Source organism: Enterococcus thailandicus (genome assembly GCF_001886265.1).
Taxonomy (GTDB): Bacteria; Bacillota; Bacilli; order Lactobacillales; family Enterococcaceae; genus Enterococcus_B; species Enterococcus_B thailandicus.
The window spans coordinates 14375-31352 of record NZ_JXLE01000003.1 but is presented as its reverse complement, the minus strand read 5'-3'; the positions used below and the strand labels follow the sequence as shown (position 1 = coordinate 31352).

Below are 16978 nucleotides of genomic sequence, written 5' to 3'. Positions count from 1 at the left end.
TAAAATAGACAAGCGACTAACAAATCAAAGGAGAACATCTCAATGACAGAAAAGCTAAATCAAACAATTATCCAGCTTGTGCAAAAAGAATTGGCAAGCTATAACACAAAACAATTAACAACGGTTCTTCATTTATTGAGTGAAGGAAATACGGTTCCTTTCATTGCACGCTACCGAAAAGAAATGACGGGGAGCTTAGATGAAGTCCAAATTCGGGAAATCGAAGAACGTTACGCATACTTAGAAAATTTAGAAAAAAGAAAAGTGGAAGTTTTACGCTTAATTGATGAACAAGGAAAGTTGACTCCTGAATTAGAAGCCGGGATCGTTCAATCAGTCAAGATGCAACAAGTAGAAGACTTGTATCGTCCATATAAACAAAAACGCCGTACAAAGGCAACGATTGCCAAAGAAAAAGGATTAGAACCACTTGCTGAATGGTTATTGCAATTGAATGACCAGAAAGTTGAAACTTATGCACAAACATTTATTAATGAAGAAAAAGAAGTTTTTTCTGTAGAGGATGCGTTACAAGGTGCGCATGAAATCATTGCAGAGCAAGTCAGCGATACTGCTAAATTTAGAACATGGATTCGTTCTTATACTTATAATAAAGGTAGTTATGTAAGTTTAGTAAAAGATGCAGACGTAGACGAGAAAGGTGTCTATGAGATGTATTACGACTTTTCAGAGCCTGTTCATAAAATGGTTTCTCACCGTATTTTAGCAACAAATCGTGGAGAAAAAGAAGACATTCTGAAAGTCAATCTACAAGTAGACGAAACAGCAGTAATGGATTATTTGGAACGTCAATTAGTTGGTAATCCAGCGTCACCTGCTGCAAGTTATGTGCGTGAAGCTTATCAAGATAGTTACAAACGGTTTATTTCTCCAGCGATTGAACGTGAAGTTCGCAATGAGTTAACTGAAAAAGCGGATGAACAAGCTATTGCGATTTTTGGTGAAAATTTGCGTAACTTATTATTGCAACCACCTTTAAAAGGAAAAGTTGTGTTAGGCTTCGACCCGGCTTATCGTACGGGGTGTAAATTAGCAGTAGTTGATGCTACAGGGAAAGTCCTAGCAATCGAAGTAATCTATCCACACAAACCAGCTGCCCAAGCAAAACGTGAAGCAGCAAAAGGTCAATTTGTAAAACTAATCAATCAATATCAAGTGGATATGGTCGCAATCGGAAACGGAACAGCTAGCCGAGAATCAGAATTATTTGTAGCGGAGCAATTAAAAAACGTGGATCACACAGCATACTATGCAATTGTCAACGAAGCTGGTGCCTCTGTATACTCTGCGAGCGAAGTTGCCCGAACTGAATTTCCTGATTTACAAGTTGAAGAAAGAAGTGCTGTTTCAATTGCACGACGTTTGCAAGATCCATTGGCAGAATTAGTAAAAATTGATCCGAAAGCAGTCGGTGTTGGGCAGTACCAACACGATGTTTCTCAAAAAAGATTAGCAGAGCAATTAGACTTTGTTGTTGAGACAGTTGTTAACCAAGTGGGTGTGGATGTAAACACGGCAAGCCCACAATTGCTACAGCATATCTCCGGGTTGAATAAAACAATTGCGCAAAATATTGTTACTTATCGTGATGAAAATGGTGCGTTCAACGCACGTACACAATTGAAAAAAGTTCCAAGATTAGGGCCAAAAGCATACGAACAAGCTATTGGATTCTTACGGATACCTGATGGAAAAAATGTACTAGACAATACTGGTATTCACCCAGAAAGTTATGCAGTAGCAAAAGAAATTTTAACCATGAATCAATTAACTGAGAAAGATTTGGGAACCTCTGAAGCAACAGAAGTCTTGAAAAAATTAAAACCAGAAGCTTTAGCTAAAACGATGGAGATTGGTGAAGAGACCTTGACGGATATTTTAGAAGGGTTGACACAACCTGGTCGTGATATGCGGGAAGAAATGCCCGCACCGTTATTGCGCCAAGATGTCTTAAGTATGGAAGACTTGAAAGCAGGTATGGAATTAAAGGGGACTGTCCGAAATGTTATCGACTTTGGTGCTTTTGTGGATATTGGGGTTAAGCAAGATGGACTCGTTCACATCTCAAAATTAAGTAAAAAGTTTGTTAAGCATCCAACAGATGTGGTTTCTGTTGGGGATGTCGTAACTGTATGGGTCGAACAAGTCGATGTGAAGAAAGGTCGTATTAGTTTAACTATGCTTTCGCCTTATGAGGAGTAAAAAGTGACACAAGAAGAATTACAAACGCTAGTTGAAGCCATTTCGATTGAGTGGTTTCAACGACCGTTTATGCATGAAGCTATTTTTAATGCACGCCTGAAAACAACTGGCGGGCGTTATCATTTGAATGATCATCATTTAGACTTTAACCCGACACTGTTTGCTCAATCTGATGAACAAACCATTGTCGGCATCATTAAACATGAGTTATGTCATTATCATTTGCATTTAGCAGGGAGAGGCTATCGTCACCGAGATAGTGAATTTAAACAGTTGTTGCAACAGACTGGTGGATTGCGTTATGCCCCTGCTGTAGCAAAAAAAGCTAGTAAAATTGAATGTTATCAATGCGTACGTTGTCAGACAATGATTTATCGGAAACGAAAAATTGATACAAAACGTTTTCGTTGTGGACGCTGTCGTGGAAAATTAGTTTGGCAAGAAACAAAACGACCGAATGACGATAATGACTAAATAGATAGATAAAGGAGTATCGTTGAAATGATTGATAATTGGAATCTGCTACTAGCATTTTTAGCTGATCAGCCAGCTACGAGTTCAGAAGAACCAAACCAAACAGCTCCGCTACTAATCCTTGCAGGAAACGGGTTACCAGTTTTGGTTGATCATGCAGCTGACCTTTTACGAAACAAACAGATTGCTCATCTTTTTTTAGTAGGCGGGGTTGGCCATGCGACGCCTGTACTTCGTAAAAACTTTGCGGATCAAGGATTTTTATTTGCAGAAACGCTTAGCGAAAGCGAGATGTATCGTTGCTATTTAAAAGAAAAATATCATTTTTCAGATGCGCAGTTACTTGTTGAGTCACATTCTACAAATTCTGGAGAAAATGCTCAATTTGCGTTAGATAAACTGCAAAAGATGCAGTTATCTCCACAAAAAGTTTTACTGATGAATGATCCTATACTACAGCGACGAACAAGAGCAACTTTTGAAAAAGTTTGGGGAAACACAGCCGTTGAATTTGAAAATTATGTACCAATTGTTCCACAATTGGAGCGTTGGCACGAGGAAGGATCAAATGCTGTTATGACATTTAAACAACCAGAATTAGATAATCAGTGGCCATTGAATTACTTTAAGTCATTAGTGCTTGGAGAGATTGCTCGCTTACATGATGATGAACATGGTTATGGTCCTAAGGGGAAAGGTTACCTTAATCATGTCGAAGTTCCAAAAGAAATTTGGATAGCTTATCAAGAAATTTTGACCCAGACAAATTGGCAATTTTGTCGTACGTAACTCATTATTTCGTAAGAAACGTCGTTTGCGAATAAATTTGGTTGAAATTTTTATTTGTTTATAAGATAATGAAAAACGTGTTGAATATGTGAATGAATAATGGATGATAGATAAGAGAAGAGGATTCAAATGACAAATCAAGAAAAATTATATCATTTTGTTGGTATCAAAGGTTCAGGAATGAGCTCATTGGCGCTAGTATTACATGAAGAAGGACTAAATGTTCAAGGATCAGATATTGAAAAATATTTCTTTACACAAAGAGATTTAGAAAAAGCAAACATAACAATCTTGCCATTTAGCGCAGATAACATTAAACCAGGTATGACAGTCATCGCAGGGAATGCGTTTCCTGACACTCATGAAGAAATTCAACGTGCCAAAGAACTTGGTCTTGAAGTGATTCGTTACCATGATTTTATTGGTGACTTTATTCAAAACTATACAAGTATCGCGGTAACTGGATCACACGGTAAAACAAGTACAACTGGTTTACTTTCACATGTGTTGACAGGCGTTCGCCCAACAAGTTATTTGATTGGTGACGGTACTGGACATGGCGATCCACGTGCAGAATTTTTCGCATTTGAAGCTTGTGAATATCGTCGTCACTTCTTAGCTTATTCACCTGATTATGTGATTATGACAAATATTGATTTTGATCATCCTGATTACTATACAAGTATTGAAGATGTACACAACGCGTTCCAAACAATGGCTCGCCAAGTGAAAAAAGCAATTTTTGCGTATGGTGATGATGAATATCTAAGAAAATTAGAAGCAGACGTGCCAATTTATTACTATGGAATTAGCGAAAATGATGATATCCAAGCACGAAATATTGAACGAACAACAACTGGTTCAGCTTTTGATGTGTACCATGAAGACGAATTTATCGGTCATTTTGTGGTTCCTGCTTTTGGAAAACATAATATTCTAAATGCCTTAAGCGTAATCGCTGTTGCTTACTTTGAAGACTTAGACCTTAAAGAAGTGTCAGAAGAAATGTTGACTTTCCCTGGCGTAAAACGTCGTTTCAGCGAAAAAATCGTTTCAGACATGACAATTGTTGATGACTACGCACATCATCCAGCAGAAATTCGTGCAACTATTGATGGTGCACGTCAAAAATATCCAGATAAAGAAATCATTGCTGTCTTTCAACCGCATACCTTTACGCGAACAATTGCGTTGATGGATGAGTTTGCTGAAGCATTAGATTTAGCAGACCGCGTGTACTTATGTGATATTTTCGGTTCAGCTCGTGAAAAACAAGGTGATGTTAAGATCGAAGACCTAGGTGAAAAAGTTCAAAAAGGCGGGCAAGTTCTGAAAGAAAATAACGTTTCACCATTGTTAGACTACCATGATGCAGTTGTTATCTTTATGGGAGCTGGTGATGTTCAAAAATTTGAACAAGCCTATGAAAAACTATTAAGCAATACTACAAGAAACGTCTTGTAATCACTAACAAATGACGAAATCAATCAAAAGCGGCCAAAAAAGTTTTGTCTTTTTGGCTGCTTTCTTGTATATAAAAAGTGCGGTTTCCATAACTTGCCTTTTTGCTTGGTTTTGGTACAATTGTTCTTGAGTAAAATAAAACTGGAGGGTTTCTATTTTGAATATAGGTAAGCCGAGAAAATTAGGAAAAACAATAAATGAGTTAGAGGAAGGCGACTCGTTGTCTTTAACAGAATCAATTGAAGACAATCAACTGTTGCTTTATTTAGGATTGACGAATGATGCTAATCCATTATACATTCAGCATGATTTTGCACAAAAAACGGAGTATCAACAACCAATTGTGCCATCTGTGATGTTAATGGGTATCATTACAAGTGCTATTTCTAAGCATTTACCTGGTCCAGGCTCACACGTTGTGAATTTTTCTGTGAATTTTATTGAACCAGTTTTCCACTACGAAACATTGACTTTCCAATTTGAGGTCATAAAAGTAGATAAAATGAAAGACGTCGTTACGATTTCTGTTGAAGCAGAAAATGGGGAAGGGAATCGCGTACTCGATGCTGTAGTAATGGTTCAGCCACCTGCTGACCCAGAACTAGAAATTGAATTTGAAAGTGAAGGTGAACTAAATGAATAATCAAAGCGTAGCAAATGAAGGAATCAATCGTTTCTATTCTAAAGTGTATGGCTTCCTAGGTGTGGGATTGGCGTTAAGTGCATTGACTTCATACTTAGCACTCTCAGTTTTTCCGCAACAAGTAGCAACATTTATTAATGGCTTTCCATTAGGTTTTATGGGACTTTGGATTGTTCAAATCATTTTAGTATTGGTTTTAAGTGCAAAGGCTCAAAAAAATCCAAGTTTAGCTATTGGTGGCTTTATTGCCTATTCATTATTAAATGGCTTGGTACTGGCTGTGACGCTTGCTTTTTATGATATTGGAACAATTACGCAAGCATTTTTGACTGCAACAGGCATGTTTATCGGGATGTCAATTGTGGGAATGGTTACTAAAAAAGATTTGAGTGGGATTGGTCGCGCAGGATTAGCTGCATTGATCGGTGTGATCATTGCCATGTTTGTCAATATTTTCTTACTTCATAGTAGTGCAGTCGATTTCTTCATCTCAATCTTGTTAGTCTTGATTTTTGCTGGAATCACTGCTTATGACAATCAAAATATTCGTAAAGTGTACATTCAAAGTAATGGAACAGCAAACAGTGGTGTGGCAGTGTTCATGGCTCTTCAATTGTATTTAGACTTTATCAACTTGTTCCTTGCATTTCTACGAATTTTTGGACGAAACAATTAATTTTTAACATTGAAACGGGTAGGAGATAAACATTTTCTCCTATCCGTTTTTTCTTTTCGCTTTCCAAGACATTCTTTGTTAGAATAAATAAGAACTTTACGGATGAGGAGCTAATTGATATGACAAAAAATAAATTATTATTGGTCGACGGAAATAGCGTCGCCTTTCGCGCATTTTTCGCGTTGCATAACTCACTAGAACGTTTTAAAAATCGAAATGGGTTGCATACCAATGCAATTTACGCTTTTAACACAATGTTTGAGAATGTGATGCAAAAAGAACAACCAACACACGTATTAGTTGCCTTTGATGCAGGAAAAACAACTTTCCGTACAGAGATGTACGCTGAATATAAAGGTGGACGTTCAAAAACACCTGGTGAATTTAAAGAACAGATGCCTTACATTCGTGAATTGTTAACAGGGCTAGGCGTAAAATATTATGAACTACCAAATTATGAAGCCGATGATATTATTGGTACGTTGGCAGAAAAAGTAGATAAAGAAGCATTTGATGTTGTTATTCTTTCAGGAGATCGAGATTTGACACAGTTAGCTACTGATGCTATCAAAGTAGACATTACCGTGAAAGGTGTGAGCGATATTGAAAGTTACACACCAGAACATATCGCAGAAAAGTATGATGGATTGACGCCTAAACAAATTATCGACATGAAAGGACTAGCCGGTGATGCTTCTGATAATATCCCTGGCGTAACCAAAATTGGTGAGAAAACAGCGATTAAATTGTTGAAAGAATATGGTTCAGTCGAAGGCGTCTACGAACATATTGCTGAAATGAAAAAAAGCAAGATGAAGGAAAACCTGATTAATGATCAAGAACAAGCTTTTCTGTCCAAAAAATTAGCTACAATCAACACACATGCACCTGTTGATGTCACAATTGATTCATTGAAATATGAAGGAAAAGACTTAGAAAAATTAGTTCCGTTTTATCAAGAAATGGAATTTAAGCAATTTTTAGCTAAGCTTGATATCCATGAGGAAGAGCCCGAGCTGGCAGATGTTCTATTTGAAGTAGTGACGGAGTATCAACCAGAAATGTTTACTACAGACATGGCACTTTATGTCGAAATGTTAGGCGAAAATTATCATACAGAAGACATTGTCGGCGTTTCTTGGGGGACAAAAGAAAAAATTTATGTGACCAATGATCTAAGTATTTTCGAAAGCGACGCATTTAAAGAGTGGTTGACTGATGGAACACGCCTGAAAAAAGTTTATGATGCCAAACGGACATATGTTGCCTTGAACCGTTATACTGGCAAGACACAAGGAATTGATTTTGATGTTCTTTTGGGCTCTTATTTGTTAGATACTAACGATAAAAGCAGTGATATCGAAGGAGTAGCCGCACATTATGGCTATCAAGATATCCAATCAGACGAAGCGGTTTATGGAAAAGGTGCCAAAAAAGGATTACCGGAAGAGGAAGAAGTTTTCTTTGCGCATCTTGCTCGTAAAGTTGCAGCAATCAATGCCCTGACACCAATTTTGAACAAAGAGCTAGAAGAAAAAAATCAAGCAGACTTGTTTTATAAAATGGAACTACCACTGTCACAAATCTTGGCAGAAATGGAAATTAGTGGAATTAAAGTCGATGCTTCACGTTTACAAGAAATGAAGATTGAATTTTCGGAGCGTCTAAAAGAAATTGAAGAAAAAATTTATACGGAAGCTGGCGAAGAGTTCAACCTGAATTCACCTAAACAATTAGGTGTTATCCTGTTTGAAAAAATGGGCCTGCCTGTTATTAAGAAAACCAAAACAGGTTATTCAACAGCGGTGGATGTGTTAGAACAACTGAGAGAACAAGCACCAATCGTTGACGACATCTTAGTCTACCGTCAAATTGCAAAAATCCAGTCAACTTATGTAGAAGGGCTATTAAAAGTGATCCAATCTGATGGTAAAGTGCATACTCGTTACGTTCAGACACTGACCCAAACTGGTCGCTTGAGTTCAGTTGATCCGAACTTGCAAAATATTCCGATTCGTTTAGAAGAAGGTCGGAAAATCCGTGAAGCATTTGTTCCAAGAAAAAAAGATTGGTTGATTTATTCTTCTGACTACTCTCAAATCGAGTTACGTGTATTAGCACACATTTCTGATGATGAACATCTGAAAGCTGCCTTTTTGGAAGGTCAAGATATCCATGCAAGTACGGCAATGCGGGTCTTTGGGATTGAAAAGGCAGAGGACGTAACACCAAATATGCGTCGCCAAGCAAAAGCTGTCAACTTTGGGATTGTGTATGGTATCTCGGATTATGGCTTATCGCAAAATCTTGGTATTTCTCGAAAAGCAGCGCAACAATATATCGACACTTATTTTGATAAATACCCTGGCGTGAAATCATACATGGAACGTATTGTTCGCGAAGCAAAAGATCAGGGCTTTGTGGAAACACTTTATCATCGTCGTCGCTATTTACCAGAAATCAATTCAAGAAACTTTAACTTACGTTCGTTTGCAGAACGGACGGCTATCAATACACCAATTCAAGGTAGCGCAGCTGATATTTTAAAAATTGCGATGATTGATTTGGCGAAACGATTGAAAGAAGAAAAACTAGAAGCAACAATGTTATTACAAGTACACGATGAATTAGTTTTTGAAGTTCCGGAACACGAATTAGAAGCATTAGATCAATTAGTCAAAGAAGTAATGGAAAATGCTGTTTCGCTACATGTGCCATTGATTACTGATAGTAGTTGGGGCAAAACATGGTACGAAGCCAAATAAAAAAGAAAAAGGTGAAGAAGAAACATGCCTGAATTACCAGAAGTTGAAACGGTCCGTAAAGGGCTAGAACGTTTGGTCACAGGAAAAAAGATTCAAAAAGTGCAAGTCTTGTGGCCCAAAATTATTGAACAACCAGAAGCACCGATTTTTGAAGCAACGTTGATTGGTGAAACCATCGAATCAATTGGACGTCGTGGCAAGTTTCTGATTTTTCATTTAACCAATTACGAGTTGATTTCTCATTTACGAATGGAAGGAAAATATTCCTTTGTGGAAGAAAATCAACCATTAGATAAACATACTCATGTCATTTTCTTTTTTGATGATGGCAGTCAGCTTCGTTATAATGACGTTCGTAAATTTGGTCGAATGACGCTGGTGGCAAAAGGACAAAGTGATTCTTATCGCGGAATCATGAAGTTAGGTCCAGAACCTCTACCAGAGTTATTTACTTTGGCAGAATTTGAAGCAGGTCTCAAAAAATCACATAAAGCAATCAAACCGTTGCTATTGGATCAACGCTTAGTCACGGGATTAGGCAATATTTATGTAGATGAAGCATTATGGGAAGCAAAAATCCATCCAGAGCAGCCCGCCAATACATTAAAAGGAAAAGAAATTGCGGCACTTCGCTTAGCAATCATTGATGTATTGGGAAGAGCGGTGGAAGCAGGTGGAACAACCATTCGTAGTTATCTCAACGCACTTGGTGAAGCAGGTAGTTTTCAAATGGCACTTCATGTTTATGGTCAAACAGGCCAGCCATGTGTGCGTTGTCAAACACCAATCGTCAAAACAAAAGTTGCACAAAGGGGGACTCACTATTGTCCAAAATGTCAGCAACTGAAAATACCAAAGTAGGTTTTGTTTTAGGTTTAACAGGAAGCATTGCAACAGGTAAAAGTACAGTTACTGAAGTCTTTAAAAAGCATGGGATTCCAGTAATTGATGGTGATGTAGTAGCAAGAGAGGTCGTCGAGCCTGGAACCGCTGGTTTGTCTGCAATCGTTGAAGTGTTTGGTAAACAGATCTTAAATGAAGATGGTACGCTAAATCGAAAACAATTAGGTGCCATCGTGTTTGCGGATAACGAATTACGCCAAACACTAAATCGTGTGTTAAATCCGTTTATTCGCGGACGTATCAAACAACAAATTGCTGAAAAAAAACAGCATAATCCCTTGGTTGTTGTTGATGTTCCTTTGTTGTTTGAAGGACATTATGAACGTTACATGGATGCTGTAGCAGTTGTCTATACCACAGAAGCGATTCAGCTCGAACGATTGATGAAAAGAAATCAGTTGACAGAAGCTGAAGCGTTGAAACGAATAAAGACGCAATGGTCGATTGAAACGAAAAAAGAACGAGCTGACTTTTTGTTTGATAATACTCAGACAAAGGAAGCGTTGGTTCAACAAGTTGAGTTGTGGTTAAAACAACAATCGTTTATCACAAAAATAAAATAAGCAAAGTGCTTCGTCGGTTGAACGAAGTGCTTTGCTTTTTATTTTAGTGACTTTAAGTTGTTTGCAAAGCATGTAAAATGAAAATCACGCGTTTAATCGCGTGGACGAAAGGATTAGCTAGTCGTATATTTTGAGTATCTTGTTTATTTTTGTTATGCTAAAGATAAGAATAAGGGAGGGATTTGTATGGGCAATATCAAGAATCAAAAAGATAAAGTTGTCGGATCTGCCAAAGAAAAAATTGGTAAGTTACTTGATAAAGATGAATTAAAAGATGAGGGTCGTGCACAAGCTGAAGTCGGTAAAAAGAACGCAGACCAATACAAAGCACGAATTGCTGAATTAGAAGATCAACAAGCAGAAAAAGAAGCACGCCAACAAGATTTAACACAAGAACGAAAAAAAGAAATGTCTGATCGAACAAAAAAACCACTCCCAGATGCTGAACATATCCCTGATGAACAAAAAATCGAAGAGCAACGGTTAAAACATTATACTGGTATTGAAGAAAAATTGTAGTTTTTAGAAAGCATGAAGTAATGCGTTCAAAAGCAGACAATTAAAAATCATTCACAGTTTCGTTTCAACCGGCAAATGAGTTGTGATAAAATTTTGTCACAGCTCATTTTTTGCGAAAAATGAATAAAAACGCTTTATTAATGATGGAAACTGCATCTTTTTAGCTGGGAAAGTCGCTTAACATAAAAGTTTCATGTTATAATGCAACTAACTATGAAAGAGCAGAATGTTCTTTTTATAAAACTTAAATGATACATGAGGTGAACTAAATGAGATGTCCAAGATGTCAACATAATAATTCCCGTGTTATTGATAGCCGTCAAGCAGATGATGGTCGGGCGATTCGTCGTCGACGTGAGTGTGAAAATTGCTCATTTCGTTTTACAACATTTGAAAGAATCGAAGCTGCACCATTACTAGTTATTAAGAAAAACGGTGAACGTGAAGAATTTAATCGAGATAAGATTTTGCGAGGGCTGATTCGTTCAGCTGAAAAACGTCCAGTTGCTATGGAACAAATGGAGCAAATTGTGAACCATGTGGAAAATCGGGTTCGAAGTTTAGGAGAAAATGAAGTATCAACCAATTTAATTGGAGAATATGTCATGGAAGATCTCGTTAATTTGGATGAGATTGCATATATTCGTTTTGCAAGTGTCTACCGTCAATTTAAAGATATGTCCGTGTTCCTAAAAGAACTACAAGACATCGTGGAGAAGGCAAAAGAAAATAACAAATCCAAAGATGACGAAGACGAAAGTACAGAATAAAGGGGGCATTTCCTTGGAAAATGCTTGGAAAGAGCTTCAACCAAAAAATATCTACCAAGGAAGAAAGCAAAGTCCTTTAAAAGAAGAAAGCCGAAATGCGTTATTACATCTTTACCAACCCTTGATTGGGGGAGAAGCGCTTAGTCTTTACCTTACTCTTTTGACAGAAATTTCTTTAGAAACTGGCCAAGGACCAGAAGGACTTCACGCAGATTTATTGAGTAGTCTTGGTTGTGGTATTCCTCAATTTTACGAAGCACGAAAAAAACTTGAGGGAATTGGCTTATTAGATGTTTATTACAAAGAAGATCCTAGCCTAGGAACGTGCTTTCTTTATGAATTGTTAGAACCAATGTCGGTGAAACAGTTCTTTATGGATTCTGTTTTAAGCTTTTTACTATTAGAAAAGGTTGGCGAGCGTCGCTTCGACCAGTTAGTCAAGCGTTTCGAGCCAAAAAAATTTTCAACAGAAGGTTATCAGAAAAAAACCAAAAAATTTTTAGAAGTATATCAATTCAATGAAGCTTCATTTGACGCTGATAAACAGCAAATCGAAAAGCTGCAAGAAACATTTACTGAGCAAGCAAAAACCAAGCGATTGTCTGAAAAAAGTACGATTGATTGGGCTTTTTTAACAAACTGGTTACAAAAGAAACATATTGAAAAACCAGAGGAATCAATTATCAAACAACTCGAAATGTATCAGCAATTGTATGGTTTGGATGACTTAGCTTTAGGTGAAAAAATCGTTGAAGCATACGACTTCACAGAACAAAAAGTGTCTTTGAAAGAACTTCAAAAAATCTTTTTAGCAAACCCGGTTAGTCAATCATCCGTGGTTAAAGTGCCTGTAGAAACTTCAGCCACTACCGAAACCACAAAGGCTGAACCAGTTACGAAACAAGGACAGTTGTCTGCAGCCTCTGTGCAGTTGATTAAAGAGGCCCAAAGTGTTCCACCAATGAAATACTTAGAGTCAATCAAAAAAGAAAAAAATGGCTATGTATCTAAATCAGAAACGTGGTTGATGCAAGAACTTGTTTCTCGTTCGGGACTTCCAAGTAGTGTCATCAATGTGTTGCTGAACTATGTATTAGTTATCAAAAATCAAGCAAGTTTAGGGACAAACTATGTCAATACGATTGCTAACGAATGGGCACAACAGAAAATTATGACAGCAGAAGATGCGATTGCTCATATTAAAAAGAAAAGCCAAGAAAGCGCAGAGAAAAAGCAAACGAGAAATTACACAAATACTCGTCGAAACGTACGCCGAGAAAAATTACCTGATTGGGTAAATCAACCAAAAGACGAGAAGAAAATCAGTCAAGAAAAACAAGCGGAAATTGATCGGCGCTTTAAAGAATATCTTGCTAAAAAGGAGGGTGACAACTAATGGAAGATGTTGGAAGAGAATTAAAAAAGATCATCAGTAAACGCAACTACCAAGAAAAGTATGCCGAAATGATTCAAGAAGTATTGAATGATTCAGATGTTCAAGCCTTTTTGGCAGAACATCAAGAACGTTTAACACAAGCAGATATTGAAAAAAGCTATGCAAAACTTTATGAATTTGTTCAAGAAAAGCGAAAATATCAGAAAAATGATCCGACAATGATTGCACCAGGATATGAACCAAAACTAGTGTTGAACTTTCATTATGTGGATGTCACCTATGTGCCGACTGAAGCATTAATTGCTCGACAAAAACAAGAAGAAATCCGTAGTCGTGTGAAAGCAATGGATATGCCTAAAGATATTCAAACGGCTACCTTTGAAGGATTTGAGCAAACAAGTGGTCGTAGTGATGCCTTTTTTGAAGCATTTAATTTTGTGGAACAATACACAAAGGATCCTAAAGGCTATCACAAAGGGCTATATTTAGTTGGAAGCTTTGGTATTGGAAAAACTTATTTATTAGGTGCAATCGCACACGACTTAGCTGTTGCAGGGTATACAACGACACTCGTTCATTTTCCAACATTTGCAGTTGAAATGAAACAAGCAATTGGTAAAGACCAAGTTTCGGATAAACTTGATGCGGTAAAACGTTCCCCTATCTTAATGATGGATGATATTGGGGCCGATGCCATGAGTAGTTGGATTCGTGATGAAGTATTTGGCGTTATTTTGCAATATCGAATGCAAGAACAACTACCGACCTTTTTCTCATCAAACTTTACGATGGATGAGTTAGAAAAACATTTGTCTGTCACACAACGTGGAGATGAAGAACCTTTAAAGGCCAAACGTATTATGGAACGTATTCGTTATCTAACAAAAGAAATCGAGATGACTGGGAAAAATCGTCGAAACGGCTAAAAGTGAATAAAAGAACGGAGATGTGGTTTATGAAGCGTATAGTATCTTGCTTAACCTTAGCGACAACCTTTTTATTATTGACCGCCTGTGGGAATCAGTCTACTAATGATGAACAAACAGCTGAAACGACTTCTAATTCGTTGGCACAAGATCAAAGTGTTTTTACTGGGACTGTTGAAGAAGTGACTGAAAGCGACGATGAGGATCAAATCGTTCGTGTGAAATTAATTGACGTCAAGGCAAAAATTGATCCTGAGAATATTGGGACCTCATTTGCGAATGACGGTGTCATCTTAAATGCGCCAACAGATAAAATCAAACCTAACCTGGACGCATTGTCTGAGGGAACAGAAGTCGAGTTGACCTTGGCTAAACAACCTGTGATGACAATGTCGTTACCACCGCAAATTCCAGGAAATTCAATTATTCAAGTTTTAGCTATCCAATAATTAATGAAGCAAACCAACCGGTTTTTTCATTTCGTACAAGTGACGAAGTGAAGAAACCGGTTTTTCTGTTTCGTGAAAAAATTGAGAGTTACAGTGCGGAAGTGGTGAAAAGTGCCGTAGATGCAGCTAAATTAGTCTAACGTTAGATCTAGCAATGGAAAATGCTCCTGCCACAGTTTACTCTTTTTTTCTAATTCTTTCTGGTTATTTATCTTATTTAGGAATTCGGAACAAAAAATTTGAAGTTAGGTATGTAGAAAAATCAATTTACAGTCTGGTTCTTGGTGAATTGATCTATCACTTTCAAGGAAGACGATACCACCAAGAGGAAATAGCTAAGAGCCAAAAAACTAGCAATCTTCTTAACACGCAAAACGCGATCTAAAGAGGAATCACTCAGTGTTTTCGTCCAATGAAAACCTATTTGCTGGTAATTATTGTTGGTTTTGTTTTAGGTGATGCCACATTACCATTTATTTACATTCATTTTACCTAGAAGTAATCGGGTTGGTCTGGTGGAAAAAAGGATTTTCTGTCACATCTCTCTCCTTATTTTATAGAGGAAATGCTATAATGATTGGAAAAGGAGTGAAGTTATGAACCATTTAGAGTTGTCGCAACGCCTAGCTACTGTAGGAGAGTTTGTCCCTGCAAAAGCTCGTTTAGCGGATATTGGCTCAGATCACGCCTATTTACCGGTTGCTTTGATGTTAAAAGGAAAAATTGAGTTTGCAGTTGCTGGTGAAGTGGTGAAAGGTCCATTTGAGTCCGCACAAAAACAAGTGAGAAAAGATGGCTTGGAAGAGCGCATTGTTGTTCGTTTGGCGAATGGTTTGGCAGCAATTGAACCATCAGATGAAATTAATGCTATCACGATTGCTGGCATGGGCGGCGCATTGATTCGTGATATTTTAGAAGCAGGGAAAACACGCCTAAATCAAAAAGAACGCTTGATCCTTCAACCAAATATTGGTGAGCGCACGCTTCGTGTCTGGTTACAAGAAAACCAATATCAGATTATTGAAGAAGTTATTTTGGAAGAAAATAAAAAAATCTACGAGATTATTGTAGCGGAAAAAGCTGCTAGTCCAGTAATTTATTCTCCAGAAGATTTGATGTTTGGACCTATTTTACGACAAATGAAGAGTGAGATTTTCCAAGTAAAATGGCAAAGAGAGCTTGCACAGCGCGAAGCAATCGTTCAGCAAATGATTGAAGCAAATAAAGGAGATAAAATCAGCGAACGCCAACAAAAATTTGAAACTGAAATCAAACAGATTCAGGAGGTGTTAGGATGATTAATGCACAAACGTTCATTAATCGCTTTGAACAGTATTGTCCACAATGGCTCGCAGAAGAAGGAGATCCAGTCGGGCTACAAATCGGCACATTGAATAAACCAATTCAAAGAGTCATGATGACGTTAGATGTTCGTCCTGAAGTAGTCGAAGAAGCAATTGCTAAAAAAATCGACTTACTGATTGCCAAGCATCCACCGATTTTTCGTCCAATAAAGCAGTTGACTACGGATGAACCGCAAGAAAAAATGTATACAGATTTATTGAAACATGATATTGCTGTTTACGCTGCACATACAAATATGGATATTATCTGGGACGGGTTAAATGACTGGTTTTGTGAGCGACTAGGTGTTCAAGTCGAGAACTATTTAGTGAAAACACATGAAGTAGGGTATAAAAAATTAGCAGTTTATTTACCTGTTGAGGATGCGACAATCATGCGTGAAGCGCTTGCAAATGCAGGCGCAGGCCAACTAGGTGAGTATTCAGGCGCAAGTTTTACCTCCGTGGGGCAAGGTCGTTTTACTCCTTCCCAACAAGCGCATCCAGCGATTGGAACGTCTGGTAAAGCAGAAAAAGTGCAAGAAGCAAAAGTGGAAGTGGTTTTTCCAGAAACAATAGAGAAAACTATTCTTCAAGTAATGAGAGAGAATCATCCATACGAAGAAATCGCTTATGATTTGTTTTCGATTGATGCACCAGCACAAAGTTTTGGATTAGGACGTGTCGGAACATTGCCAAAACAGTTAGACCTAACAACATTCATTGAAAAAGTCAAAATAGCACTTCAAGTCGATGACTTACGTGTGGTTGTACCGTCACAACTAACTGAGCCAAGAGTTCAACGAATTGCGATTTGCGGTGGAAGTGGTGAAAAGTTTTATCCTTCTGCGTTGAAGCAAGGCGCAGATGTTTACATTACAGGTGATCTCTATTATCATACAGCACAAGACATGCAAAGCGCAGGTCTGATTGCGATTGATCCTGGTCATTATATCGAGTCATTATGCAAAGAAAAATTTGTTGAAAAGTTTGAATCTTGGAAACAAGAAGAACAATGGGATCTTGATTTTTTTGTTTCTGAAACGAATACCAATCCATTCCAATTTCATTAAAA

General features: G+C 37.6%; 16 protein-coding genes. All 16 read left to right on the top strand.

Annotation, left to right across the window (positions count from 1 at the left end; translation table 11 throughout):
- Window positions 1–42 precede the first annotated feature (42 nt).
- The 16 genes from RV17_RS02740 (at window position 43) to RV17_RS02665 (ending at window position 16976) form a co-directional block, all read left to right on the top strand.
- Window positions 43–2223, top strand: coding sequence for a Tex family protein (locus RV17_RS02740; RefSeq protein WP_071868453.1), 2181 nt, complete (start codon window positions 43–45; stop codon window positions 2221–2223).
- Between the two features lie 3 nt (window positions 2224–2226).
- Window positions 2227–2697: a SprT family protein gene (locus tag RV17_RS02735; RefSeq protein ID WP_071868452.1), complete on the top strand. Its 471-nt coding sequence runs from the start codon at window positions 2227–2229 to the stop codon at window positions 2695–2697.
- Between the two features lie 27 nt (window positions 2698–2724).
- On the top strand, window positions 2725–3486 hold the full coding sequence (locus RV17_RS02730; RefSeq protein ID WP_071868451.1) for a YdcF family protein: 762 nt from the start codon (window positions 2725–2727) through the stop codon (window positions 3484–3486).
- Window positions 3487–3615: 129 nt separating this feature from the next.
- The gene (gene murC / locus RV17_RS02725; RefSeq protein WP_067481770.1) at window positions 3616–4950 is read left to right on the top strand and encodes a UDP-N-acetylmuramate--L-alanine ligase; all 1335 of its coding nucleotides are present in this window, start codon (window positions 3616–3618) and stop codon (window positions 4948–4950) included.
- Window positions 4951–5107: 157 nt separating this feature from the next.
- Window positions 5108–5593, top strand: coding sequence for a MaoC family dehydratase (locus RV17_RS02720; RefSeq protein ID WP_071868450.1), 486 nt, complete (start codon window positions 5108–5110; stop codon window positions 5591–5593).
- The gene (locus RV17_RS02715) at window positions 5586–6269 is read left to right on the top strand and encodes a Bax inhibitor-1/YccA family protein (RefSeq protein ID WP_071868449.1); all 684 of its coding nucleotides are present in this window, start codon (window positions 5586–5588) and stop codon (window positions 6267–6269) included. Before RV17_RS02720 ends, RV17_RS02715 begins: the two co-directional genes overlap by 8 nt.
- A gap of 119 nt (window positions 6270–6388) precedes the next feature.
- The gene (polA, locus tag RV17_RS02710; protein WP_067481776.1) at window positions 6389–9034 is read left to right on the top strand and encodes a DNA polymerase I; all 2646 of its coding nucleotides are present in this window, start codon (window positions 6389–6391) and stop codon (window positions 9032–9034) included.
- A 24-nt stretch (window positions 9035–9058) separates the two neighbouring features.
- A complete protein-coding gene (gene mutM, locus RV17_RS02705) occupies window positions 9059–9895 on the top strand; it encodes a DNA-formamidopyrimidine glycosylase (RefSeq protein WP_067481778.1) in 837 nt (278 codons plus the stop codon).
- Entirely contained in the window at window positions 9868–10500 is a 633-nt protein-coding gene (gene coaE / locus RV17_RS02700) for a dephospho-CoA kinase (RefSeq protein ID WP_083571960.1), read from the top strand. Before mutM ends, coaE begins: the two co-directional genes overlap by 28 nt.
- Before the next feature lie 186 nt (window positions 10501–10686).
- On the top strand, window positions 10687–11019 hold the full coding sequence (locus RV17_RS02695) for a hypothetical protein (protein WP_067481780.1): 333 nt from the start codon (window positions 10687–10689) through the stop codon (window positions 11017–11019).
- 269 nt (window positions 11020–11288) lie between these two features.
- A complete protein-coding gene (nrdR, locus tag RV17_RS02690; RefSeq protein WP_067481782.1) occupies window positions 11289–11789 on the top strand; it encodes a transcriptional regulator NrdR in 501 nt (166 codons plus the stop codon).
- 13 nt (window positions 11790–11802) lie between these two features.
- Window positions 11803–13185 (top strand): replication initiation and membrane attachment family protein, encoded by a 1383-nt coding sequence (locus RV17_RS02685; RefSeq protein ID WP_071868447.1) that lies wholly within the window; start codon window positions 11803–11805, stop codon window positions 13183–13185.
- Window positions 13185–14111, top strand: a complete 927-nt coding sequence (dnaI, locus tag RV17_RS02680; RefSeq protein ID WP_067481786.1) for a primosomal protein DnaI — start codon at window positions 13185–13187, stop codon at window positions 14109–14111. The genes RV17_RS02685 and dnaI overlap by 1 nt, the downstream gene beginning before the upstream one ends.
- A gap of 29 nt (window positions 14112–14140) precedes the next feature.
- Window positions 14141–14560 (top strand): hypothetical protein, encoded by a 420-nt coding sequence (locus RV17_RS02675; protein ID WP_067481788.1) that lies wholly within the window; start codon window positions 14141–14143, stop codon window positions 14558–14560.
- A 596-nt stretch (window positions 14561–15156) separates the two neighbouring features.
- Window positions 15157–15858 carry a tRNA (adenine(22)-N(1))-methyltransferase gene (locus RV17_RS02670; RefSeq protein ID WP_071868446.1) on the top strand — a complete coding sequence of 234 codons (702 nt, stop codon included), beginning with the start codon at window positions 15157–15159 and terminating at the stop codon, window positions 15856–15858.
- The gene (locus RV17_RS02665; protein WP_071868445.1) at window positions 15855–16976 is read left to right on the top strand and encodes a Nif3-like dinuclear metal center hexameric protein; all 1122 of its coding nucleotides are present in this window, start codon (window positions 15855–15857) and stop codon (window positions 16974–16976) included. The genes RV17_RS02670 and RV17_RS02665 overlap by 4 nt, the downstream gene beginning before the upstream one ends.
- The last annotated feature ends 2 nt before the right edge of the window (window positions 16977–16978 follow it).